Origin of the sequence: Paraburkholderia sp. MM5477-R1 (assembly GCF_050436385.1) — a bacterium.
Classification (GTDB): Bacteria; Pseudomonadota; Gammaproteobacteria; order Burkholderiales; family Burkholderiaceae; genus Paraburkholderia; species Paraburkholderia tuberum.
Map to the genome: position 1 here is coordinate 1642849 of NZ_JBNDMC010000006.1, position 22340 is coordinate 1665188.

Below are 22340 nucleotides of genomic sequence, written 5' to 3' on the forward strand. Positions count from 1 at the left end.
GTGACGAATTGCTTTGAGCGGAGAAGAAGATGGCCATCGACATGTTCATGAAGCTGGGCGATATCAAGGGCGAGTCTCAGGACAAGACCCACAAGGAAGAAATCGAAGTGCTCGCGTGGAGCTGGGGCATGAGCCAGAGCGGCACGATGCACATGGGCACGGGCGGCGGCGCCGGCAAGGTGTCGGTGCAGGACCTCTCATTTACCAAATACAGCGACAAGGCGAGTCCGCCAATCATGGCAGCCTGCAGCAAAGGCACGCACATCGACACGGCGTTGCTGACGGTGCGCAAGGCAGGTGGGGACAATCCGCTCGAGTACTACAAGATCACGTTGAACGGCGTGCTGGTCAGCTCCTATTCGACCGGCGGCTCGGGCGGCGAAGAACGCTTTACCGAGAACGTCACGCTCAACTTCGAAAAATTCCATGTCGAGTACCAGCCGCAAAACGCGAAGGGCGAGAAGGAAGGCGGGGTGGTCGAAGTGAAGTGGAACATCCCCGCCAACGCCACTACCTGATCGGCTGAGCGCAAAGGGCGACTGCACTGCGGCGGTCCTGCCGTCGCAGTGCGGCGGCGGGTGGGACGACTCGAGCCAGACCGGAGCGAACCGGCATGAACGCAGAAGAATGCTTGCGCGAAGGCGATCTCGACGGATGTCTGCGCGAATTGCAAAAACAGGTTCGCAAGGAACCGTCGAAAGCCGCCTATCGCGTCTTTCTATTCCAGTTGCTCGCGGTGACGGGCGCCTGGGATCGCGCATTGACGCAACTGAACGTCGTCGGCGAACTCGACGCGGCCGCGTTGCCGATGGTGCAAACCTATCGTGAAGCGTTGCAATGCGAGGCGCTGCGCGAAGCGGTATTCAAAGGCGAGCGCGCGCCGCTGATCTTCGGCGAGCCGACCGGCTGGCTTGCGTTGCTCCTCGAGGCATTGCGGCTCGACACCGCGGGCGATAGCGGCGCGGCGGCCGCCGCGCGCGCGCGGGCGCTCGACGAGGCGCCCGCCAGCGCCGGCGCATTGAATGGCGAACCGTTCAGGTGGCTCGCCGACGCCGACAACCGGCTCGGCCCGACTCTCGAAGCCGTGCTGAACGGCCGCTATTACTGGATTCCTTTTTCGCGCATCAAACGGATCGAAATCGAGCCGCCGTCCGACCTGCGCGACCGCGTCTGGATGCCGGCCGTTTTCACGTGGGCCAACGACGGCCAGGCCGCCGGTCTGATTCCCGCCCGCTATCCGGGCACGCTCGCCGAGCCGAATCGAGCGTTGTGGCTCGCGCGCCTGACCGAATGGATCGGTGACGATCCCGTGCTCGCGCGGCCGGTGGGACAGCGTATGTTCGCCTCCGATGCGAACGACTACGCGCTCTTCGACGTGCGCACCATCGAACTGACGAGCGGCGACGCGCCTGCCGAACAGGACGGCGCGGCCGCTCCGGATCATGGCTGAACTGACCGCGCGTGATCGCCTGCAACCGTCGCTGCTCGACCGGCTGACCGATCTCGAACCGGAGGCGAAGCAGGAAGCGCGCGAGCGGCGCGTTCTGTCGATGCGTGCGCTGCGCGAGAGCGTGCAGCGCGACCTCGGTTGGCTGCTGAACGCGAATGGCCTCGCGTCGGTGCAGGATCTGAGCGGCTATCCGTATGTCGCGACATCCGTGATCAATTTCGGCCTGCCGGACATTGCCGGCAAGACCGCCTCAGGCCTCGATCCGTCGCGGCTCGAGCGGCTCGTGCGCGATGCGATCTGGGCGTTCGAGCCGCGCATTCTGCGCGACACCGTGCGGGTCAGTTCGATGCAACTCGAAGAGACGACCGGGCGCCACAACACCGTGTCGTTTCTGGTGGAGGGCGATCTGTGGGCGCAGCCGTATCCGGAGCGGCTCTACTTCAGGACCGAACTCGACCTGGAAGTCGGCGAAATCCGCGTGATCGACCAGGGCGGGCCGCGCTGAAGCCATGAATCCAGACCTGATCAAATACTACAGCCAGGAACTGCAGCATCTTCGCGAGATGGGCGGCGAGTTCGCGCGCGAATTTCCGAAGATCGCCGGGCGCCTCGGACTGGAAAACCTCGAATGCGCGGACCCCTACGTGGAGCGTCTGCTCGAAGGCTTCAGTTTCCTCGCGGCGCGCGTGCAACTGAAGATCGACGACGAGTTTCCGCGCTTCACCCAGCATCTCGCGGAGCTGGTGTACCCGCATTACCTCGCGCCCACGCCGTCGATGGCCGTGGTGCAGATCCAGCCGGACCTGACCAGCTCCAATCTCGCGGACGGCGTGCGGGTTCCACGCGGCAGTACGCTGCGCAGCGTGCTCGACAAGAACGGCTCGACGCGCTGCGAATACCGCAGCGCGCACGAACTGACGCTTTGGCCGCTCGACATCACGGAAGCGCGGTTTTTTACGCACGCGGGCTCGCTCGGTGGCATCGACAGCGCGCTGCCGGCGAGCATGGCGGCGGGCGCCGCTGTCAAGGCCGGCCTCAGGCTGCGCCTACGCGCCACCGCTGGTCTGAGAATCAACCAGCTGAAACTCGACCGGCTAACGCTGTATCTGCGCGGCGCGGACGGGATGGCCACGCGTATCCACGAGCGTCTGCTCGGTTCGGTGAGCGGCGTCGTCGTGATGCCGGCCAAACGTCCGGCGTCCTGGCATGTGCAGTTGCCGGCGAGCGCGCTGCGGCCGCTCGGGTTTGCCGACGATCAAGCATTGCTGCCGGTCAGCCGGCAGTCGTTCCAGGGCTACCGGCTGTTGCAGGAGTATTTCGCGTTTCCGCAGCGCTTCATGTTTCTCGCCATCGACGGTTTGCACGCGGCGTTGCGGCGTTGCGCGGACACCGAAATCGAAGTCATCGTGTTGCTCAAACGCGGTGATCCGCTGCTCGAACAATCGCTCGATGCCAATAATTTCGCGCTGCATTGCACGCCCGCGATCAATCTCTTTCCGCGGCGTACCGATCGCATCGCGCTGTCGGACGAACAGTTCGAATATCACGTGGTGGCCGATCGCACCCGGCCGATGGACTTCGAGATCTATCAGATCGAGAGTGCGACCGGCTATAGCGCGGGCGCCGGCGGCGAGCAGCGCTTCGAGCCGTTCTATCACGCGCGCGATCTCGGCGCCACCTATCGCGCCGGCGCGTACTACCAGGTGCGCCGCGAAAAACGTCTGCCGTCGGCGCGTCAGCATGAGCGCGGCCCGCGCACGAGCTACCTCGGCAGCGAGATGTTCATCGCGCTGGTGGACGCGAGCAATGCGCCGTTTCGCGCTGACCTGCGGCAACTCGGCTTGCAGGTGCTGTGCACGAATCGCGACCTGCCACTGACGATGCCGGTCGGCGTCGGCCCCGCCGATTTCACGCTCGATGTCGAAGCGCCGGTGCAGAGCGTGCGCTGCGTGAGCGGCCCGAGCCGGCCGCTGCCGTCGTATGCGCACGGGGCCGTGGCGTGGCGGCTGTTGAGTCACCTGTCGTTGAACTACTCGTCGCTGCTCGATAACGATGCACAGGAGGGCGCCCGCGCGCTGCGCGATCTGCTGAGTCTCTACTGTCCCGCCGACGAGATCGCGAGTCAGCGGCTGATCGAAGGCGTGCGCTCGATCGATTCGCGCTCGGTGACGCGACGCTTGCCGGGCGCGGGACCGATCGTATTCGGCCGCGGTCTCGAAGTGACGCTGACGCTCGACGAAGCCGCGTTCGAAGGCGCCGGCGCGTTTCTGCTCGGTGCCGTGCTCGCGCAATATTTCGCGCAATACGTATCGATCAACTCGTTCACCGAGACCGTCGTGAAGACGCTGTCGCGCGGCGAGATCATGCGCTGGCCAGCGAGGGTCGGACAATGCCGGACGCTCTGACACTGTTGCGCCGGCTCGAAGACGATGCGCGCCGCTTCGACTTCTTCCAGGTCGTGCGGCTGCTGGAGAATGCGTATGCGGACAAGCCGCGCGTCGGCGAGTCGATGCAGCCGCGCGACGATGCGATCCGTTTCGTGCAGGAGCCCGAACTGGTTTTCCATCCGACGACGCTCGGTGACTTCACCCCGGCCGGCGAGCATCACGCCGCGCGCCTCGCGGTCAAGTTCTTCGGCCTGCTCGGGCCGCACGGTCCGTTGCCCACCCATCTGACCGAGTACGCTCGCGACCGCGCCCGCAACGCGAACGATCCGACCTTCGCGCGCTTTCTCGATGTCTTCCACCACCGGATGGTGTCGCTGTTCTATCGCGCGTGGGCCAATGCGCAACCGGCCGTGAGTCTCGACCGTCCGGGGCGCGATCGCTTTTCCTTTTATGTCGGCAGCGTGTTCGGGCTGGGCGAGCCGACGCTGCGCGAGCGCGACGCGGTGCCCGATTTCGCCAAACTGCACTTCGCCGGATTGCTGGGCGGCCCGACCCGTCCGGCCGCCGGTTTGAAACTCGTGCTGGCGCGTTTTTTCAACCTGCCGGTCGACATCGAACAGTGGGTCGGCCATTGGATGACGCTGCCCGCGAATTCGTTGTTGCGCCTGGGCGCACCGGACGGTTCGGCCGCGCTCGGCGTGTCGACGCTGCTCGGCGCGCGCGTCTGGGATTGCCAGCATAAATTCCGCATCGTCATCGGACCGTTGAGCCGCGCTGATTACGAGCGCTTCCTGCCGGGCGGCGAGAGTCTGAAGCGCCTCGTCGACTGGGTGCGCAATTACGCGCGCGACGGGCTCGATTGGGATCTCCGGCTGGTGCTGAAACAGGAGGACGTGCCACGCCTGAAGCTCGGGCGCCACACGCGGCTCGGTTACACCACGTGGACGCTCGGCCACCCGGCGCGCGGCGATCAGCGGCAGCTGGTGTTGCGGCCGACCGGCCCGGACGGCCGTTCACGGATTGCCGTGGCGGCCCGCGAGGCGTCCGCGGGGGCGCCGCCATCGACATCATCGAGGGAATAGAAAAATGGCCGAGATCAAACGGGCAGCGTTGTTCGGCAAGCTGAACAAGCTCGGATTCCGCGCAATCGAGAGCGCGAACGTGTTTTGCAAGTTGCGCGGCAATCCTTATATCGAGCTGTCGCACTGGTTCCACCAGATCCTGCAACTGCAGGACTCCGACCTGCACCGCATCGTCAAACACTACGGGCTCGAGCCTTCCGCGTTGGCGCGCGATCTGACCGAAGCGCTCGACCGTCTGCCGCGCGGTTCGGCTTCGGTGACCGACATCTCGTCGCAAGTCGAGGAGGCGGTCGAACGTGGCTGGGTGTTCGGCTCGCTGATGTTCGGCGAGTCGCAGGTGCGCACCGGCCATCTGGTGGTCGGCCTCTTGAAGACGCCGTCGCTGCGCAACGGGCTCTACGGCATCTCGCGTCAGTTCGAGCGCATCAAGCTCGATTCGCTCGTCGACGAATTTCACGGCCTGCTGCGCGAGTCGCCGGAAGCGGCGCTGAGCGCGAGCGATGGTTTTCGGGCGGGCGGCGCGCAGCGCGAAGGCGGCGACGCGGACACCACGGGCGGCCCGGTGCCGGCCGCCGCGCTGGGCAAGCAGGAAGCGCTGCGGCGCTTCACCACCGATCTGACCGAACAGGCGCGCAATGGCAAGCTCGACCCGATCGTCGGGCGCGACGAGGAAATTCGCCAGGTGATCGACATCCTGATGCGCCGCCGCCAGAACAACCCGATCCTGACGGGCGAAGCGGGCGTCGGCAAAACCGCGGTGGTCGAAGGCTTCGCGCAGCGCATCGCGGCGGGCGACGTGCCGCCGTCGCTGCACGACGTGCAGTTGCGCACGCTCGACGTCGGTCTGTTGCAGGCGGGCGCGAGCATGAAGGGCGAGTTCGAGAACCGCTTGCGGCAGGTGATCGAGGAAGTGCAGGCCTCGGAAAAGCCGATCATCCTGTTCATCGACGAAGCGCACACGCTGGTCGGCGCGGGCGGGGCGGCCGGCACCGGCGACGCGGCGAATCTGCTGAAGCCGGCGCTCGCGCGCGGCACGCTGCGCACGGTGGCCGCGACCACGTGGGCCGAATACAAGAAGCACATCGAGAAGGACCCCGCACTGACGCGGCGCTTCCAGGTCGTGCAGGTCAGCGAGCCGGACGAGACCCGCGCGATCCTGATGATGCGGGGCGTCACCTCGACGATGGAGCAGCACCACAAGGTGCAGGTGCTCGACGAAGCGCTCGAAGCCGCGGTACGTCTTTCGCATCGCTATATTCCGGCGCGGCAGTTGCCCGACAAGGCGGTCAGCCTGCTCGACACCGCCTGCGCGCGCGTGGCGGTCAGCCAGCATGCGACGCCCGCAGCGGTCGACGATTCGCGCAAGCGGATCGTCGCGCTCGAAACCGAACTGGCGATCATCGGCCGGGAAAACGCGGTGGGCGTCGACACGCGGGAGCGTGAAGCCGCCGCGGCGGAAAAGCTCGCCGCCGAACAGGCGCGTCTCGCCACGCTCGACACCCGCTGGCAGGCAGAAAAACAACTGGTGACGCGGATTCTCGCGCTGCGCGCGCAACTGCGCGGCGAGACCGGCAAGGTGGAAGGCGCGGCGCAAGCCAGCCGCACGAACGAAGCGAACGAAGCGAACGAAGCTGCGAACGGAACGGTAGACGAAACAGCGGCCACCGGCGCGACTGACAACCCCGCCAGCGACACCGCGACGCGCGAAGCGCGGCTCGCCGAACTGCGCGAGTTGCAGGCGCAGCTCGCGCAGCATCAAGGCGAAGATCCGCTGATCCTGCCGACCGTCGACCAGCAGGCGGTCGCCTCCGTCGTGCAGGACTGGACCGGCATACCGGTGGGCCGGATGGTCCGCAACGAAATCGAAAACGTCCTGAAGCTCGCGGAGAACCTGAACCGGCGCATCATCGGCCAGGCTCATGCGACGGAGATGATCGCGCGGCGCATCCAGACTTCGCGCGCGGGTCTCGACAATCCGAACAAGCCGATCGGCGTGTTCATGCTCGCCGGCACCTCCGGAGTCGGCAAGACCGAGACCGCGCTGGCGCTCGCCGAGGTGCTGTATGGCGGCGAGCAGAACGTCATCACGATCAACATGAGCGAGTATCAGGAAGCGCATACGGTGTCGTCGCTGAAGGGTGCGCCGCCCGGCTACGTCGGCTACGGCGAAGGCGGCGTGCTGACCGAGGCGGTGCGCCGCCGTCCATACAGCGTGGTGCTGCTCGACGAGGTCGAGAAGGCGCATCCCGACGTCCACGAGCTGTTCTTCCAGGTGTTCGACAAGGGCTGGATGGAAGACGGCGAGGGCCGCGTGATCGACTTCAAGAACACGCTGATCCTGTTGACCACCAATGTCGGCACGGATCTGATCACGAGCCTGTGCAAGGACCCGGAGCTGATGCCGGAGCCGGAGGGTATTGCGAAAGCGCTGCGCGAGCCGTTGCTGAAGGTGTTTCCGCCGGCCTTGCTCGGGCGCGTCGTGGTCATTCCGTACTTTCCGCTGTCCGACGAGATGCTCGGCGCGATCATCCGGCTGCAGCTCGGCCGGATCGAGAAACGCATCCGCGTGTCGCACAAGATTCCGTTCAGTTACGACGACGACGTCGTGAAGCTGATCGGCAGCCGCTGCACCGAACTCGAAAGCGGCGGACGCATGATCGACGCAATCCTGACCAACACGCTGTTGCCGCGTATCAGCACCGAGTTTCTGACGCGCATGATGAACGGCAGCCCGGTCACGAAAGTGCAGATCGGCGCGCGCGACGGTGAATTTCTCTATACGTTCGATTGATCGAAAGCGGAGGATGCCTTCTTATGCCGCAACAAGTCAGCATGGGCGCGACGCTGCAATGTTCGTTCGGCGCGGCGCCTTCGACGCTCGTGGTGTTGCCGGTCAACCGGGTGATGGGCGAAGGGCCGCCCGCGGCCAACATCATGGATCACATTCCGCTCGTCAACATCATGCCGTTCGGCGTGTGCAGCTCGCCCGCCAATCCGACCGTCGCCGCCGCGACGGCGGCGGCGTTGGGCGTGCTGACGCCGATGCCGTGCATTCCGGCCACCATGACGCCGTGGACGCCGGGCGCGCCGACCGTGCTGCTCGGCAACCAGCCGTCGCTCGACAACGTGTCGACCTGCATGTGCAACTGGGGCGGCGTGGTCACGATCGTCAATCCGGCGACAGTCAAGACGATGATTCCGTGACATGACCACGCAAAACCCGAACCGACACGTCACCGTCAGTTGCGCGCCTGCCGGCGAGGACCTGCTGTTTCTGCATCTGAGCGGCACCGAGGAGTTGGGGCGCCTGAGCGAATGGCGGCTCGATCTGCTTGGCAAGCGCAACGATCTGCAGGCCGGCGATCTGCTCGGGCATGACATCTCGATTGCGCTGTCGTTGCCAGAGGACGGCGAGCGGCAATTCAACGGGATCGTCACGGCGTTCCGGATCGTCGCACCGGGCGACAACACCCGCAACCGCATGGCGCGCTATGAAGCGGTGGTGCGTCCGCGGCTGTGGCTGCTCACGCGCGCGTCGCACAGCCGCTTTTTCCATGAAAAGAGCGTGCTCGATATCGTGACCGGCGTGCTGCAGGACTACAACATCGACGTCAGCAATAAATGCCAGGCGACCTATCCGCCGCTGCAGCACTGCGCGCAATACCGGGAGACCGATTTCGCCTTCGTGAGCCGCCTGATGGAGCACGAGGGCATGTACTACTACTTCGAGCACAAAGGGGGCAAGCACACGCTGGTGTTGACCGATTCGAGCGACGTTCACGGACCGATCGAACACTATGCGTCGATTTCGTACGATGCGTGGTACGAGCCTTCGAACGAGAAGGAATGCGTGTATGCGTGGAGTTCGGGCGCGGAATTGCAGACCGGCAAGTACGAAGTCAACGACTACGATTTCGAAAAGCCCACCTTGAGCAACCAGCAAGGCCTGCTGTCGCGCGCGACGCGGCCGAAAGTCTACGATCCGCCGGTGTACGCGATGCAGGAACATCTGAGCGGCCACGCGCAGTCGAGCGATGGCGACCGCTATGCGAAGGTCGGCATCGAGATCCGTCAGGCGCGCAACGACAGCATTTCGGGCCGATCGAGCGCGCGCGGCATCTGGCCGGGCGGGCAGTTCAAGCTCGAGAATCACGCCTGCGATGCGCAGAACCACGAGTATCTGGTGGTCAGCGCCGCGTACGAGATCAATTCGGATGTCTATGTGTCGACGGTGCGCCACGATCCTTCGCTGCCGCTCTTCGACTGCGCGTTCAGCGCGTTGCGCAAGGAAAACCACTTCCGCTCCGAGCGGCTGACGCCGCAGCCGGTCGTGGCGGGCCCGCAGACCGCCATGGTGGTCGGCCCGGACGGCGAAGAAATCCTCACCGATAAATATGGCCGCATCAAGGTGCAGTTTCATTGGGAGCAGTTCGCTCCGCCGGCCGATGCCGACGCGCGCATGAAGCGGTGCTGGGTGCGAGTGTCGCAGAGCTGGGCCGGCAAACGCTGGGGCACGTTCTTCTTGCCGCGGATCGGTCAGGAGGTGGTCGTCGAGTTCATCGAGGGCGATCCGAACCGGCCGCTCGTGACCGGTTGCGTCTACAACGCGAACACGATGCCGCCGTACGAACTGCCGGCCAATCAGATGTTCTCGACGCTGAAGAGCAATTCGACCAAGGGCGGCAGCGGGTTCAACGAAATGCGTTTCGACGACGACAAGGGCAGCGAGCAACTGTTCTTCCACGCCGAGAAGGACCACGAGACCTGGGTCAAGAACGACATGCTGAGTAACGTCGGCAACGACCGGCATCTGAAAGTGACCGGCAACGAGTTCGTGGCGATCACCGGCGCGCGCCACGACGCCGTGACGGGCGACCAGAACGCCCAGGTCGATGGCAACGCGTCGCTGAAGGTCGGGCAGAAGTTGCAGGAAAAGGTCGGCATGGACTATGCGATCGACGCCGGCATGAATATCCACATCAAGGCGGGCATGAACATCGTGATCGAAGCGGGCGCGAGCATTACGCTGAAGGCGGGCGGCGCCTTCGTGGTGGTCGGGCCGGTCAGCGTGGCGGTGTCGGGCACACCGATCCTGCTCAATTCGGGCGGCTCGGCGGGCTCCGGCAGCGGCTCGTCACCGACCGCGCCGAGCGCGCCCAAAGACGCCGACGACGGAACCAAAAAAATCAAATCGTGAGTGATGCACCTGATCGCTCGTGGGGAGCCAAGTGAACTATCCGATTCTTTCGCTGCGGGTTGCGCGATTCAACGACGAGACGCTGGCCGAGCCGATCGCGATCGCGTTCGGCCCCGCCGGCGGCACGATTGGCCGGGCCAACGACTGCACGCTGGTGCTGCCCGATCAACAACGCGCGATCTCGCGCGTTCACGCGCGCGTCGAGTTTCGCGGCGGCGATTATCTGCTGTGCGATCTGGGCAGCAATCCGAGCGTGCTGAATCAGCGCGCGTTGGGCGGCACGCGCGAGGCGCGGCTCGCGGACGGCGACCGTCTGCTGATCGGTCCGTATCTGCTCGAGGTGTCGATCGGCGAGCAGGCGGCCGGCGTGCGCGGTCTGACGGGCGGGCGTGATCCGCTGAGTGCCGCGCAGGTGCTCAGTGGACCGTTGCCGGCCGATTCGCAAGGCGACGCGTTGCAGATGGGCGCGCTCGATCCGCTCGGGCAGCCGGGCTTCGGTGAACCGCAGCGGGTCTCGTCGGGTCCGGGCTTTGCGGGCTCGGAAAGCGATCATGTGTCGCCGGAGTTGCAGGCGTTTTCGGCGCCGCAAGCGTCCCGGCCCGATCCCGGCCGGCCTGCCACACCCACGGGGGGTATTCCGGCGGACTACGACCCGCTCGCGGATGCGTTGGCGCAATGGGAAACGCCCGGGCAGCCGGGCAGCGGCTCGCCGGCCGCGCCGCATCCTGCGCACGAGTTGCCGGGGTGGCCCACTGCGCCCGCGCCGGCGGCCGCGCCTTTGGGCGGCCCGACCGGCTTGCCGCCGGGATTGCTCGATCCCGGCGCGGCAGGGTCGGCGGCGACACCGTTCGATGATCTGTTCGGGATACCGACAACGCCGGCGACGCAGTTTGCGCCACCGACCCCTTTGGCTCCCGTGGTGCCGGTGGTCGTGCCGGTGGTCGCGCCGCAGGCCGCCACCGCGCGGGTGGCTGTGCCTGGCGCGGCGCCGGGGCCGTCGTCCGCTGCGCAGCCCGCTTTGGAGCCTGTGGCGCAGCAGCTTCAGCAGCCGGCTCCGTCCGCGGGCCCAATCACGTCAGCGCCTGCCGTGCCGGCGCCGACCGCCCAGCCGGCCCCGGTTCGCCACCCGGCCGCCGCCACTTTCGCGAGCCAGAACCCAGCCACCCTGCAGGCGCTGCTCGAAGGCCTCGGCCTCGATCCGTCGCGCGCGCCGAACCTGCCCGAAGCGGAGTTCGCGCGTCTGATCGGCACGATGCTGCGCGACGCGCTGCGCGGCACGATGGGCGTGCTGCGCGCGCGCTCGATGACCAAACGCGAAGCCCGTCTCGACACGACGATGATCGTCGCGCGCGACAACAATCCGCTCAAGTTTTTCCCGGACGTCGACAGCGCGCTGGCGCAGATGCTGACTGGCCGCTCGGCCGGCTATCTGCCGCCCGACGAGGCGCTCAGGCGCGCCTTCGACGATATCGAGGCGCACGAGCTCGCGGTGCTCGCCGGCATGCGCGCGGCGCTCGCCCACGTGCTCGGACGCTTCGAGCCCGCTTCGATCGAAGCGCAGCTGAAAGACTCCGGTGCGCTCGAAAAAGTGCTGTCCAACCGCAAGGCGAAACTGTGGGATCTGTTCGTCGTATTGCAGGGCGCCGTCGCGCGCGAAGCCGACGATGATTTCCAGAAGCTCTTCGGTCAGGCGTTCAATGACGCATACGAGGCCCAGATCGACGAACTGCGCGCGGCCCGCGAGCGTCAGCCGAAGCATCCCGCCGATCCCACCTAGAAACGTTTGAACGAGACAACATGTCCTGGAACAGCAAAGTCATCTGGTCGGAGGGGATGTTTCTGCAGCCCCAGCATTTGCAGCAGCACGACCGCTATCTGCAGCGGCAACTGGAGACGCGCGCCGCCGGCCTGCGTCCGTACAGTTGGGGCTTTACCGCGCTGGAGATCGACGAGTCGCTGCTCAAGCTCGGCAAGCTCGCGCTGCTGTCGTGCTCCGGCGTGATGCCGGACGGCACACCGTTCGATCTGCCCGCCGACGATGACTTGCCCGAGCCGCTGGAGATTCCCGAAGGCACCCGCAACATGCTGGTCCAACTGGCGTTGCCGGTGCGCAGGCCGGGTGTCGCCGAAACCGGCAACGACGCCAGCGAGGAGAACTTCGCGCGACACCGTGTCACCGAATTCGACGTCAGCGACAGCAACGATCCGAATGCCGGCGCGGCGTTGCTGCAGATCGGCAAACTGCGCGTGCGTCTCGCGCTCGCCCCCGAAGTGGCGAATGCCTACACCGCGCTCGGCGTCGCGCGCGTGCTCGAGCGTCTGCCCGACAACCGCGTCGTGCTCGAAAACGACTACAGCCCGCCGTGTCTCGACTATCGGGTGGCGCGCCGTCTCGCGGCGTTCGTCGACGACCTCGTGGGCCTTCTGCATCAACGCGGTGAAGCGCTGGCCGGACGCCTTGCACAGCCCGGCGTGACGGGTGTCGCGGAAGTGGCCGATTTCCTGTTGCTGCAGTTGATCAATCGCCACGAGCCGCTGGCCGCGCATCTCTCGACGATGACCGGTCTGCATCCCGAGGCGCTGTACCAGGCGGCGGTGCAGTTGGCCGGCGAGCTGGCGACCTTCAGCCAGGCGTCGAAGCGGCCGCCGGCGTATCCGGTGTATCGCCATGAGTGGTTGCGCGAAACCTTCGCACCGGTGATCGACGACATTCGCGCGTCGCTGAGCATGGTGATGGACCCGCACGCCGTGGCGATCCCGCTCGAAGAGCGCAAGTTCGGCTTGCGCGTGGCGATCGTGCCGGACAAGACGCTGTTTGCCGGCGCCACCTTCGTGCTCGCGGTACGCGCGCAAATGCCGGCCGAGCACATCCTGACCGGCTTCGCGCCACAGGTGAAGATCGGCCCGATCGAACGCATTCGCGATCTCGTCAATCTGCAATTGCCGGGCGTCGGCCTGCGCGCGTTGCCCGTGGCGCCCCGGCAACTGCCGTTCCATGCGGGCTTTACCTACTTCGAACTCGATCGCGGCAACGAACTGTGGAAACAGTTCGCGAATTCCGCGGGCATGGCGTTGCACGTCGCCGGTGACTTTCCCGGACTGACGATGGAGTTCTGGGCAATTCGCCGCTGATGCATTGATTGAGGAAGTTCATCGTGAGTCCAGACGAACCGCGTGGCCCCGCCGACGATCCCGGCGCGACGATTCTGATTCCGACACCGGGCGGCGCGCGGGCGGCGTTCATGGCGGCCGCGGCAACGCCCGCGCCGATGCTGCCCGGCGGCGGCGGTCTGAATCCGCTGTTGCGCGCGGCCAACCCGCTGATCGAACTGGCGCTGCCGTTGCGGCAGTTGCCGACCCATCCGAATGTGGAAGACCTGCGCAACCAGCTGATGCAAATGGTGCGCAGCTTCGAGACGCAAGGCCGCGCCAACGGCATCGATGACGAGAAGCTCGGCGCCTCGCGCTATTGCCTGTGCACGTTCCTCGACGAAGCGATCGCCAGCACGCCATGGGGGGCGGGCTTGTGGGGCAGCCGCAGCTTGCTGGTGACATTCCACAACGAGGCCTCGGGTGGCGAGCGCTTTTTCCTGATCCTGCAGCGTCTCGCGCAGAACCTCGCGGGCAATATCGATGTGCTCGAATTGATCTACGTGATTCTCGGCCTCGGTTTCGAAGGACGTTACCGTCTGATCGATGGTGGCCGCACGCAACTCGACACGATCCGCGAACGCCTCGAACAGATGATTCGCGGCCAGCGCGGCGCGGCCGAACGCGATCTGTCGCCGCACTGGCTGCCGGTCAAGGTCGAACGCAAGCCGTTGCTGCAACTCGTGCCGTTGTGGGTGGCGGCGGCAATCGCCTGCCTCGTGCTGGTGATCGTCAATCTGGTGTTGAGCTTCAGGCTCAACGACATGTCCGACCGCGTGTTCGAAGCGCTGCACGGCATCCGCGTCGCGCCGGCTCCCGTGCTTGCGTCGAAACTGGCGGCCGCGCCCAAACCTGCGCCGAAGCTATCGCAGTTCCTCGCGCCTGAAATTGCCCAAGGCCTCGTGCGTGTCTCGGAGTTGCCCGACAGGACCGTCGTCACGATCAATGGCGACGGCCTGTTCGGCTCGGGCAGCGCCGATCTCGCCGCGGGTTTCGTCCCGCTCATCCAGCGTATCGGCGACGCGTTGAAGGAAGTGCCGGGCAACGTGGTGGTCGCGGGTCACACGGACAGCCAGCGAGTCTTGTCCGCGCGCTTCCCGTCGAACTGGCATCTGTCGCAGGCGCGCGCCGAAGCGGTGCGCGACATGCTCGTGTCGCGGGCCGGCAACCCCGCCCGCTTCAGCGCCGAAGGGCGCGGCGACGCCGAGCCGATCGCACCGAACGACACCGCCGCGAATCGCGCGCGCAACCGCCGCGTCGATATCACGGTGCTGGCGCCGGGAGCGGCATCGTGAAGGCCTACGGGATGAGTCCGTCGCGGGTGGCACAGAGGAGCCGGGTATGAAAATCTTTGGCTGGCTCAGACGAGCCATCGTGCTGTCGTTGCTCGGCGTGCTCGCACTGTCGCTGATCGTGTGGGTCGAGGGGCCGCTCGTCGCGTACGCGGGTCATGAGCCGCTCGAAAGCAACAGCAGCCGCTGGGCCGTGATCATCGTGTTGCTGCTGGTGTGGGCGGTGTACTGGAGCGTGCGCTGGATCGCGGTGCGTCTCGCCAACATCCAGTTCACTCGCGTGGTGGCAGAGGGACCGGCCGAGCCCGCGCCCGGCAAGAAAGAATCCGAGGCCGACATCGCCGCGTTGAAGCAGCGTTTCGAAGCCGCCATGGCGACCTTGCGCAAGGCGCGGGTCAAGGGGCGCTTCGGTAGTCAGTACGTGTACCAGTTGCCGTGGTACATGTTCGTCGGCGCGCCCGGCACGGGCAAAACCACCGCGCTGTTGAACTCCGGACTCAAGTTTCCGCTCGCCGAGCGGCTCGGCAAGCAGTCGATCGGCGGCGTGGGCGGCACGCGCAATTGCGACTGGTGGTTCACCGACGATGCGGTGCTGCTCGATACCGCGGGCCGCTTCACCACCCAGGATAGTTTCGCCGAAGCCGACCAGGCCGCGTGGGCCGGCTTCCTGCAACTGCTGCGCAAGTATCGGCCACGCCGGCCGCTGAATGGCGTCATCGTGGCCTTGTCGACGCGCGACCTGCTGCAACTGTCCGACCCGCAACGCGCGCAGCAGGCGCAAGCCGTGCGCGAGCGTCTCAGGGAACTGTACGGCAAGCTCGGCATGCGTTTTCCGGTCTACGTGATCGTGACCAAATGCGATCTGCTCGCGGGTTTCGCGGAATTCTTCGACGACCTCGGCCGCGACGAGCGCGAACAGGTCTGGGGCATGACGTTCCCGTTCACCGAGCGAGGCTCGCCGGACGACGCACTGGCCGCATTTCCCGCCGAATTCCACGTGCTGGAAAAGCAGCTGCAAGCCCGCGTGTTGAACCGTATGCAGCGCGAGACCGATGTGCGCCGGCGTGCGCTCGTCTATGGATTTCCGCAGCAGTTCGCGGGTCTGCAAGCCGTACTGAAAAGCTTTCTCGACGAAACCTTCAGTACCTCGCGCTTCGAGGAGTCCGCGTTGCTGCGCGGCGTGTATTTCACGAGCGGCACCCAGGAAGGCCGGCCGATCGATCGCGTGATGAGCGCGGTCGCCTCGGCGCTCGGCTTCCAGCAACAGGTCGTGTTGCCCGACCCGGCGAGCGGGCGCGCTTACTTCATCACGCGGCTGCTGCGCGGCGTGATCTTCGAGGAAGCCGGACTCGCGGGCGTGAACCAGAAGCTGGAGCGGCGCCGCGCCTGGTTTCAGCGCGCCGCGCTGGCGGCGATCGGCATCGTCACGGTGCTGGCGCTGGTTCTGTTCTTCGTCAGCTATCAACGCAATCGCGCTTACGTCGCCGATGTTCGACAGCACGTTGCCGAGTTGCAGAAGCTCGCGCAGACCACCCAGCCGGGCGACAACCCGCTTGCGCTGCTGCCGCTGCTCAATGCCGCGCGCGACCTTCCCGGCGGTTACGCGGACCGCGACAGGAGCGTGCCGTGGCTGTCGCGCCTCGGCCTTTATCAGGGCGACAAGCTCGGCCTCGAAGCGCAGACCAGTTATCGGCGGCTGTTGCGTCAGACGCTGTTGCCTCTGGTCGTGAGCCGCATGGAAGAAGAACTGCGCCGCGGTGACGCGAACAATCCCGACTTCCAGTATGAAGTCTTGCGCGCCTATCTGATGCTGGGCGATTCACTGCACTTCGACGCCGACTCGGTGCGCTTGTGGGCCGATGTCGATTGGCGCCGCGGGCCGTTGCGCGATGCCAGCGACGATCAGCGCAACGATCTCGACGGCCATCTCGCCGCGCTGTTCCAGCCGGCGCGCTTCGATGCGTCGCTGCCGCTCGACAAGGATCTGATCGCGCAGGCGCGCGCGACGCTCGCCAAAATGCCGCTGACGCAGCGTCTGTTCAACCGCGTCAAACGCGATCTCGAACAGAGCAGACTGCCGGAGTTCAGCGTCGCCAACGCGGCGGGGCGCAATGCCGCGCTGGTGCTCGTGCGCAAGAGCGGCGCGCCGTTGACGCGCGGTGTTTCAGGCGCGTACACGCGGGCCGGCTATCAGAAGTTCGGCCAGTTGCGCGACGCGGCGGTGATCGATATCGCGAAGGACGATTGGGTGCTCGGCCGTCAGGAATCGGTATTGACGCCGAACGGTATCGAGGATCTGAAGGCGGGCATCACCCGGCTTTACTACGACGAGTACATCCGCCAGTGGGACGCGTTGCTCAACGATATCGACGTGGTGCCGTTCGACGGCGTGCAGCAGGGGGCACGCGTGGCGAATGTGCTCGCGGCGCCCGACTCGCCGCTGCGCTCGCTGATGCTGGCCGCGGCGCAGGAAACCACGCTGGGCAGCACCAGAACGGGCGGTTCGCTGACGGAGCAGGGCGTTGCCGCGTTGACCAACAAGCTCGATGCGGCCAAAAAGCGCCTCGAGAGCGCGCTCGGCAACCAGCCGGAAGACGCGGCACTGCCCGCGCCGGCCGAACTCAATCCGGTCGACGCGCATTTCCAGGCGCTGCACGAACTGGCCGGCAAACCCGGCGCACCGGGCCCGGCTCCGCTGGACGCGCAACTCGCCGCGCTGAAGGACGCCGCGACCTATCTGGAGGCCGCGGACTCGGCGCGCCGTCAGGGCTTGCCGCCGCCGCCCGGCGATGCGTTGAACAAGCTCAAGCTGGTGGCCCAGGGGGCGCCGCCGCCGCTCGCGACGGTGGCCACCAGCGTCGCGAGCGGGGCGGGGTCGCTGATGGTGGGCGGCGAGCGGGCGCGCCTGAACGCGTTGTGGCAGGCGAACGTGGCGCAACTGTGCCGGCAGGCGCTCGACGGTCGCTATCCTCTCGTGCGCGGCTCGACGCGCGACGTCGCGCCCGACGATTTCGGCAGGCTGCTGAGCCCAGGCGGCCTGATCGACGATTTCTTCCAGAAGAATCTGGCAACGATGGTCGACATGTCGGGACCGCAGTGGAAATGGCGCAGCGGCGTCGATACGCTCGGCATCCCGGTCGACGTGCTCGGCCAGTTCCAGCGCGCCGCGCAGATCCGCGACGCGTTCTTCCGGGCCGGCGGCCGAGACGTGTCGGTGCGCTTCACGGTGAAGCCGCTCAGCATCGATCCATCGATTACCCAGTTCACGCTCGACATCGATGGGCAGCAAATGGTCGTCAAACCCGACACGCCGCAATCGATGGTGTTCCAGTGGCCGAGCGGCAAGGGCACCGGCCAGGCGCACGTCGAGTTCACGCCGCCGGGCAGCACACCGGCGGCGCGTGCCGACGGACCGTGGGCACTGCTGCATCTGATGGACGATGCGCGTCTGCAACCCACCGCGCAACCCGACCGCTTTCGCCTGAGCTTCGACTCGGATGGCCGGCGCGCGGAGTTCGAACTGGCAGCCAGCAGCATCGTGAATCCGTTTCGCCGTGCCATGCTCGAGCAGTTCCGCTGTCCGGATCGGCTATGAGCGGCGAGCTTGCGCAGGAGCCGACATCCGGGCCCGGCTTCTTCGGCAAGGTGCGCACGCATGGCGACTTCGTGGGACGGCGCTTGCCAGTCGAGTTCGTCACGCGTTGGGATGAGCGCTTGCAGGAAGGTATGTTGCTCTCTCGGCAGCGCTTTGGCGCGCAGTGGCTGGAACTGTATCTGAATGCCCCGGTGTGGTGTTTCGCGCTGGGCGCGGGTCTGTATGGCCCGAGCGCGTGGGCGGGCGTTCTGACGCCGGGCGTGGACCGTGTGGGACGCTATTTTCCGTTCACGATCGCTGAGGCGATCGAAGGCGCCGAACTCGCACGGCGACTGGCCGATGCGCAAGGATGGTATGACCGCTTGGTGGCGCTCGCATTGTCGACACTGACGCAGGAATTCGCCCTCGATGCTTTCGACGCGGCATTGCGAGCCGAGAGCCTGTTCAATCGGGATCGCGCATCGATGCCGTGGCGGCTCGCCATCCCTGATGCAGCCGACGGCGGATTCGCCGCCTTGCTCGAACAGACCGTCGCCATGGGACACGCGCTCTGGTGGAGCGACGGATCACCGGCCGTGCCGGCTTCGGCGAGAGTTTCCGCGGGCACGACGACCGGCTTGCAGTTCGCGAGTCTGCTCGACGTCGGCACGCAAGAGTGGGATTCGGTGATCGACGTGATTTCGAACCCGGGCGCACAGCAACGGCATCACTGAGGTCGCCGCCGCGGGTAAGGGTAAGCGTTTCAAATTGACTTCCCATCATTCGTCTTTAAAGGATGAGGCTGTCATACGCCGGTTCCCGCCGGTGTTCGCCGACGGTCCGTAAAGGGGCGCTGGCGGCCTCACCGCAACTCCATTCTGCGGAGATCGCCGTATGTCACGCCTGACCCATCCGTCTTCCGCACGACGCATTCCGGGCGGCGTTCTGTCCGCCACGCTGTGCTTGCTCGCATTGCTGTGCACGGCCTCGCGCGCAGCCGAACCGGTCCTGAACGAGCAGGACATCAACGAGCAGTCGGTGACGCGCGCGCTCGAGCCCGACCAGTCGAGCGAGTCGGGCGAGAACGTCGTGACGCGCGGCTTCGTGCTGTCGAACAAGCCGCCGTCCGCCGCGCCGCCCCCCGCGCCCGCGAGAAAACCCGCCGCGCAAATCCTGATCACGTTCGCCACCAATTCGGCCACGCTCACCGACAGCGCGAAGGCCGCGCTCGACAAGGTCGCCGGTGCATTGCAGTCGGAGAAACTCGCGGCGTACCGGTTTCGCGTCGAAGGGCATGCCGATCCTCGCGGGTCGCCCGATGCCAACATGAAGCTCTCCGAAGACCGTGCGGCCGCGGTGGTCGAATATCTGACGCAGAAAGACGGTATCTCGGCGGAGCGGCTATCGTCGCTCGGCAAAGGTTCTTCCGATCCGTTGAACAAGCGCAATCCGACGGCGCCCGAGAACCGTCGGGTGACGATCGTCACGGTCACGGATTAGGCGCTTTCGAGGTTGCCGCCGATGACACGTTATCGCGTGTATTGCAACGTGGCGACGGGCGCGGCGCTGCTGTTCGCGTGCGTCACCACGATCGCGCTGGCCGCGGGTCCGCAGGACTCGAACAACGCCGCCGACAGACCCGCGGCCGTCGGCGACGATACCGGAGCGGTGCGCTTGCCGCTTGCCCGGCTCGCCGCCGCGTTGGCCCCCGATGCGCGCCTGCAACTGTTCACCGTGACGGACCAACCCGGCCTCCATGTGATGCAGGCGGCCAGCCTCGAGCAACAGGGTGCGATGTTCGCGCGCGTGGTGGCATTGCTCGAACGCCGCGATATGCCGCGCGACCGCGTGGTGTCGGCGGCGGCCATCGCGGCTCACGCGCGGCGCTTTGGCACCGACCCCGCCGGGCTGACGGCGGGCAACAACTTCAGCACGGAGGAGTTGGCGCATTTTTTCGAACTCGCGCGCGAGCAGGGCGTGGTGCTGAACCAGGGCGAGCGCACGTTGCAGACGATTCTCGTGCGATGGCGTTTGATTCGCGAGGAGCAGGGGATCTCGAAAGCGACGAACGCACACGATTTTCTGATCACCATTCCCGGGCTGGGTCGCGCGCCAGGCGGCGAGATGATCGACGCCACCGTCAGGGCCGCGATCCTCAGTCACGAATTAGGCCATTGGCGGTACTTTTCGGACGGCGCATACGCACATGCGTGCCGCGCGTTCTGGTGGCAGGTATTGAGCTTCGAGGAACGCGCGGAGTTGACCCGGCAACTGGAGAATCTCGGCTACGACCCGAGCGACCGGATCGTGATCGATGAGATGCAGGCCTATTTGCTGCATACGCCTGCGCGCTATATGCCGATCAGCGACACGCCGGGACCTGGCGGCGTCGATGTCGGCAAGGTGCGGCGGCGCTTGCAGGAGGCGGTCGCGAGAGCGAGCGGATAGCAAGGACGAAGCGAGCCGCGCGAATCGCGCGACACACGCTGTCGAGGTGACGCATGACGGATTACGCAGAACTCAACCGCATTTTGCCGCGCCTGTCGCACGCGCATGCGACCGCTGCGTTTAGCGACGAGGTGGCCCCGCTGCTGGTCGCCCTGTGGGCTGATGATTATGTTCGGCGCGTGGCATCGTGCGAATTGCTCGAAAGTTCCGTCGGCCAGTTTTCATATCTGTTTGATATGACGACCGAGCGCCTCATTGCAGCGTGGGGAATCAGTCAGGGAAAGAGTACGGTGGCGCGCAAGGAAATCGCGACGCGGATGCGCGGACATCCGCTCGCCAACGGCGGGACCTATCACCGGGGGCACGCCATTCCGCACACGCTCGGCGGTTCGACCGATATCAACCTCGTGCCGCAGCTGGGCAAGATCAATTCGGGGCCGTTCCAGGCGTTGGAACGACTGGCGGTCAGCCATGCGGGAGCGCTTTACTTCACCTACTGGCTGTACGGGCCGGGCAATAGTCAGGTGCCCGTTGGCGTGGAGCAGGGGCTTCTGATGCCGGGGGCGACTGCATGCACGTTCAAGCTGGCGACGTTTGCGAATTGAGGCAAGCGCGGCGGTCCGCAAAAAACAACGCGATGCGCGTCTTTTTGAAAGCCGCGCGCCGCGATTGGGGAAATACGCCGTGTGTCGGCCTTCGTCGGTGAACCCCTCGACGAATCGGACCGTCTACGATAAACAGTACCGCAGACACCGACGTAACGGACCCCGATGATGCCATCCGCTCACCGTTTCCTCGTCATGCTGGCGTCAGCCTTCCTGCGCGCACGCGCGGGCGGCGCGCTGGCGCTGTTTGCGTCGGCGGTGCCGCTCGTCCACGCGGACGTCGTCGTCTCGTTCGCCGAGAGTCCCGTGTCGGTGATTCGCGGCGCCTCGCTGTATCGGACGGGCGAGGGCGCCAGGCTGCGCGACGACGACATCATCGAAACCGACGCCGGCAAATCCGCGCAACTCGAAGACGGCGCGGGGACGCTGATCGCGCTCGGGCCGCAAACGCAAATACTGCTCAAAACGCCGTCGACGTCGCAAAACGCCGCGGCGAGACCGCTGCGAATCACGATGCTGAGCGGCTGGCTCAAGGTTGGCTGCAAGGTGAGCGCAGGCGCGCAACCGCCGCTGTCGATCGAACTTCACGGCCTCGACATCAAACCTTCAGGCAATGGTCCGTGGTCGGTCGTCGCGATGACCACCGGCGAGCGCGCCGCAATCTTCGCGGAGTCCGGGGATGACGCGATCGTCGTCGTTCGCGCCCCTGCCCAGGCGCCCAGGCAAATCCTGCACGCGGGCCAGTACCTCGAGCGACTTGCCGACGGGCCCCTGCGCGCGCAAGCCCGGCCATCCGCGGAGTTCATCGGCACGATGCCGCCAGGCTTTCGGGACGCGCTGGTCGGGATGGCGGGACGGCTCGCGAGCAGGCACGAACTTGCCGCGCCACTGCGCGCCGTCGATTACGCCGACGTCTCCGACTGGCTCACGAGCAGCGTCAGCGAGCGCGGCACCTTCGTCAAACGCTTCGTGCCGCGCCTGAAAACAGCGGCCTTTCGCGCGCAGGTCGACGCCCATCTGGACGTTTTGCCGGAATGGCGGCCGATTTTGCATCCGCCGCCGCCACGCCCGGCGAGCGAGCCACACAAAAGGCCCGCGCAAGCGCCGCCGGCGGTGCGTCCCGAATCCGTCCCCAGTTGGCTATACCGGAACTAA

Annotated in this window: 17 protein-coding genes; all 17 read left to right on the forward strand. The window is 66.1% G+C overall.

What is annotated here, in order from left to right; translation table 11 throughout:
* Positions 1 to 29 precede the first annotated feature (29 nt).
* The 17 genes from OKW35_RS25995 to OKW35_RS26075 all read left to right on the forward strand — a co-directional run bounded on the left by OKW35_RS25995 (position 30) and on the right by OKW35_RS26075 (position 22340).
* Complete coding sequence (locus OKW35_RS25995; protein ID WP_184066354.1) at positions 30 to 518, forward strand: Hcp family type VI secretion system effector; 489 nt, start codon at positions 30 to 32, stop codon at positions 516 to 518.
* 95 nt (positions 519 to 613) lie between these two features.
* A complete protein-coding gene (locus OKW35_RS26000) occupies positions 614 to 1450 on the forward strand; it encodes a type VI secretion system accessory protein TagJ (RefSeq protein WP_429402924.1) in 837 nt (278 codons plus the stop codon).
* Positions 1443 to 1955 (forward strand): type VI secretion system baseplate subunit TssE, encoded by a 513-nt coding sequence (gene tssE, locus OKW35_RS26005; RefSeq protein ID WP_429553551.1) that lies wholly within the window; start codon positions 1443 to 1445, stop codon positions 1953 to 1955. Before OKW35_RS26000 ends, tssE begins: the two co-directional genes overlap by 8 nt.
* A 4-nt stretch (positions 1956 to 1959) precedes the next feature.
* On the forward strand, positions 1960 to 3855 hold the full coding sequence (tssF, locus tag OKW35_RS26010) for a type VI secretion system baseplate subunit TssF (protein WP_429553552.1): 1896 nt from the start codon (positions 1960 to 1962) through the stop codon (positions 3853 to 3855).
* Positions 3840 to 4919 (forward strand): type VI secretion system baseplate subunit TssG, encoded by a 1080-nt coding sequence (tssG, locus tag OKW35_RS26015; protein WP_429348781.1) that lies wholly within the window; start codon positions 3840 to 3842, stop codon positions 4917 to 4919. Before tssF ends, tssG begins: the two co-directional genes overlap by 16 nt.
* 4 nt (positions 4920 to 4923) lie before the next feature.
* Positions 4924 to 7710, forward strand: coding sequence for a type VI secretion system ATPase TssH (tssH, locus tag OKW35_RS26020; RefSeq protein WP_429353335.1), 2787 nt, complete (start codon positions 4924 to 4926; stop codon positions 7708 to 7710).
* A 23-nt stretch (positions 7711 to 7733) separates the two neighbouring features.
* Positions 7734 to 8123 (forward strand): DUF4280 domain-containing protein, encoded by a 390-nt coding sequence (locus tag OKW35_RS26025; protein WP_018422989.1) that lies wholly within the window; start codon positions 7734 to 7736, stop codon positions 8121 to 8123.
* Position 8124: 1 nt separating this feature from the next.
* Positions 8125 to 10116, forward strand: a complete 1992-nt coding sequence (locus OKW35_RS26030) for a type VI secretion system Vgr family protein (RefSeq protein WP_429553553.1) — start codon at positions 8125 to 8127, stop codon at positions 10114 to 10116.
* A gap of 31 nt (positions 10117 to 10147) precedes the next feature.
* The gene (gene tagH / locus OKW35_RS26035) at positions 10148 to 11893 is read left to right on the forward strand and encodes a type VI secretion system-associated FHA domain protein TagH (RefSeq protein WP_429553554.1); all 1746 of its coding nucleotides are present in this window, start codon (positions 10148 to 10150) and stop codon (positions 11891 to 11893) included.
* Positions 11894 to 11913: 20 nt separating this feature from the next.
* Complete coding sequence (gene tssK / locus OKW35_RS26040; protein ID WP_429402929.1) at positions 11914 to 13248, forward strand: type VI secretion system baseplate subunit TssK; 1335 nt, start codon at positions 11914 to 11916, stop codon at positions 13246 to 13248.
* Positions 13249 to 13271: 23 nt separating this feature from the next.
* Positions 13272 to 14561, forward strand: coding sequence for a type VI secretion system protein TssL, long form (gene tssL / locus OKW35_RS26045; RefSeq protein ID WP_429553555.1), 1290 nt, complete (start codon positions 13272 to 13274; stop codon positions 14559 to 14561).
* A 46-nt stretch (positions 14562 to 14607) separates the two neighbouring features.
* Entirely contained in the window at positions 14608 to 18153 is a 3546-nt protein-coding gene (tssM, locus tag OKW35_RS26050; RefSeq protein ID WP_429553556.1) for a type VI secretion system membrane subunit TssM, read from the forward strand.
* Positions 18150 to 18866, forward strand: coding sequence for a type VI secretion system-associated protein TagF (gene tagF, locus OKW35_RS26055; protein ID WP_184066297.1), 717 nt, complete (start codon positions 18150 to 18152; stop codon positions 18864 to 18866). The genes tssM and tagF overlap by 4 nt, the downstream gene beginning before the upstream one ends.
* 160 nt (positions 18867 to 19026) lie before the next feature.
* On the forward strand, positions 19027 to 19632 hold the full coding sequence (locus tag OKW35_RS26060; RefSeq protein ID WP_429553557.1) for an OmpA family protein: 606 nt from the start codon (positions 19027 to 19029) through the stop codon (positions 19630 to 19632).
* 21 nt (positions 19633 to 19653) lie between these two features.
* Positions 19654 to 20580, forward strand: coding sequence for a hypothetical protein (locus OKW35_RS26065; protein WP_429402932.1), 927 nt, complete (start codon positions 19654 to 19656; stop codon positions 20578 to 20580).
* A gap of 53 nt (positions 20581 to 20633) precedes the next feature.
* Positions 20634 to 21185 (forward strand): hypothetical protein, encoded by a 552-nt coding sequence (locus tag OKW35_RS26070; RefSeq protein WP_429402933.1) that lies wholly within the window; start codon positions 20634 to 20636, stop codon positions 21183 to 21185.
* Positions 21186 to 21350: 165 nt separating this feature from the next.
* A complete protein-coding gene (locus OKW35_RS26075; protein WP_429402935.1) occupies positions 21351 to 22340 on the forward strand; it encodes a hypothetical protein in 990 nt (329 codons plus the stop codon).

Excerpts from the sequence above, each read along its gene's own strand:
- OKW35_RS25995 (WP_184066354.1), top strand. The coding sequence starts at position 30 with ATGGCCATCGACATGTTCATGAAGCTGGGCGATATCAAGGGCGAGTCT.
- OKW35_RS26000 (WP_429402924.1), top strand. The coding sequence starts at position 614 with ATGAACGCAGAAGAATGCTTGCGCGAAGGCGATCTCGACGGATGTCTG.
- tssE (WP_429553551.1), top strand. The coding sequence starts at position 1,443 with ATGGCTGAACTGACCGCGCGTGATCGCCTGCAACCGTCGCTGCTCGAC.
- tssF (WP_429553552.1), top strand. The coding sequence starts at position 1,960 with ATGAATCCAGACCTGATCAAATACTACAGCCAGGAACTGCAGCATCTT.
- tssG (WP_429348781.1), top strand. The coding sequence starts at position 3,840 with ATGCCGGACGCTCTGACACTGTTGCGCCGGCTCGAAGACGATGCGCGC.
- tssH (WP_429353335.1), top strand. The coding sequence starts at position 4,924 with ATGGCCGAGATCAAACGGGCAGCGTTGTTCGGCAAGCTGAACAAGCTC.
- OKW35_RS26025 (WP_018422989.1), top strand. The coding sequence starts at position 7,734 with ATGCCGCAACAAGTCAGCATGGGCGCGACGCTGCAATGTTCGTTCGGC.
- OKW35_RS26030 (WP_429553553.1), top strand. The coding sequence starts at position 8,125 with ATGACCACGCAAAACCCGAACCGACACGTCACCGTCAGTTGCGCGCCT.
- tssK (WP_429402929.1), top strand. The coding sequence starts at position 11,914 with ATGTCCTGGAACAGCAAAGTCATCTGGTCGGAGGGGATGTTTCTGCAG.
- tssM (WP_429553556.1), top strand. The coding sequence starts at position 14,608 with ATGAAAATCTTTGGCTGGCTCAGACGAGCCATCGTGCTGTCGTTGCTC.
- tagF (WP_184066297.1), top strand. The coding sequence starts at position 18,150 with ATGAGCGGCGAGCTTGCGCAGGAGCCGACATCCGGGCCCGGCTTCTTC.
- OKW35_RS26060 (WP_429553557.1), top strand. The coding sequence starts at position 19,027 with ATGTCACGCCTGACCCATCCGTCTTCCGCACGACGCATTCCGGGCGGC.
- OKW35_RS26065 (WP_429402932.1), top strand. The coding sequence starts at position 19,654 with ATGACACGTTATCGCGTGTATTGCAACGTGGCGACGGGCGCGGCGCTG.
- OKW35_RS26070 (WP_429402933.1), top strand. The coding sequence starts at position 20,634 with ATGACGGATTACGCAGAACTCAACCGCATTTTGCCGCGCCTGTCGCAC.
- OKW35_RS26075 (WP_429402935.1), top strand. The coding sequence starts at position 21,351 with ATGATGCCATCCGCTCACCGTTTCCTCGTCATGCTGGCGTCAGCCTTC.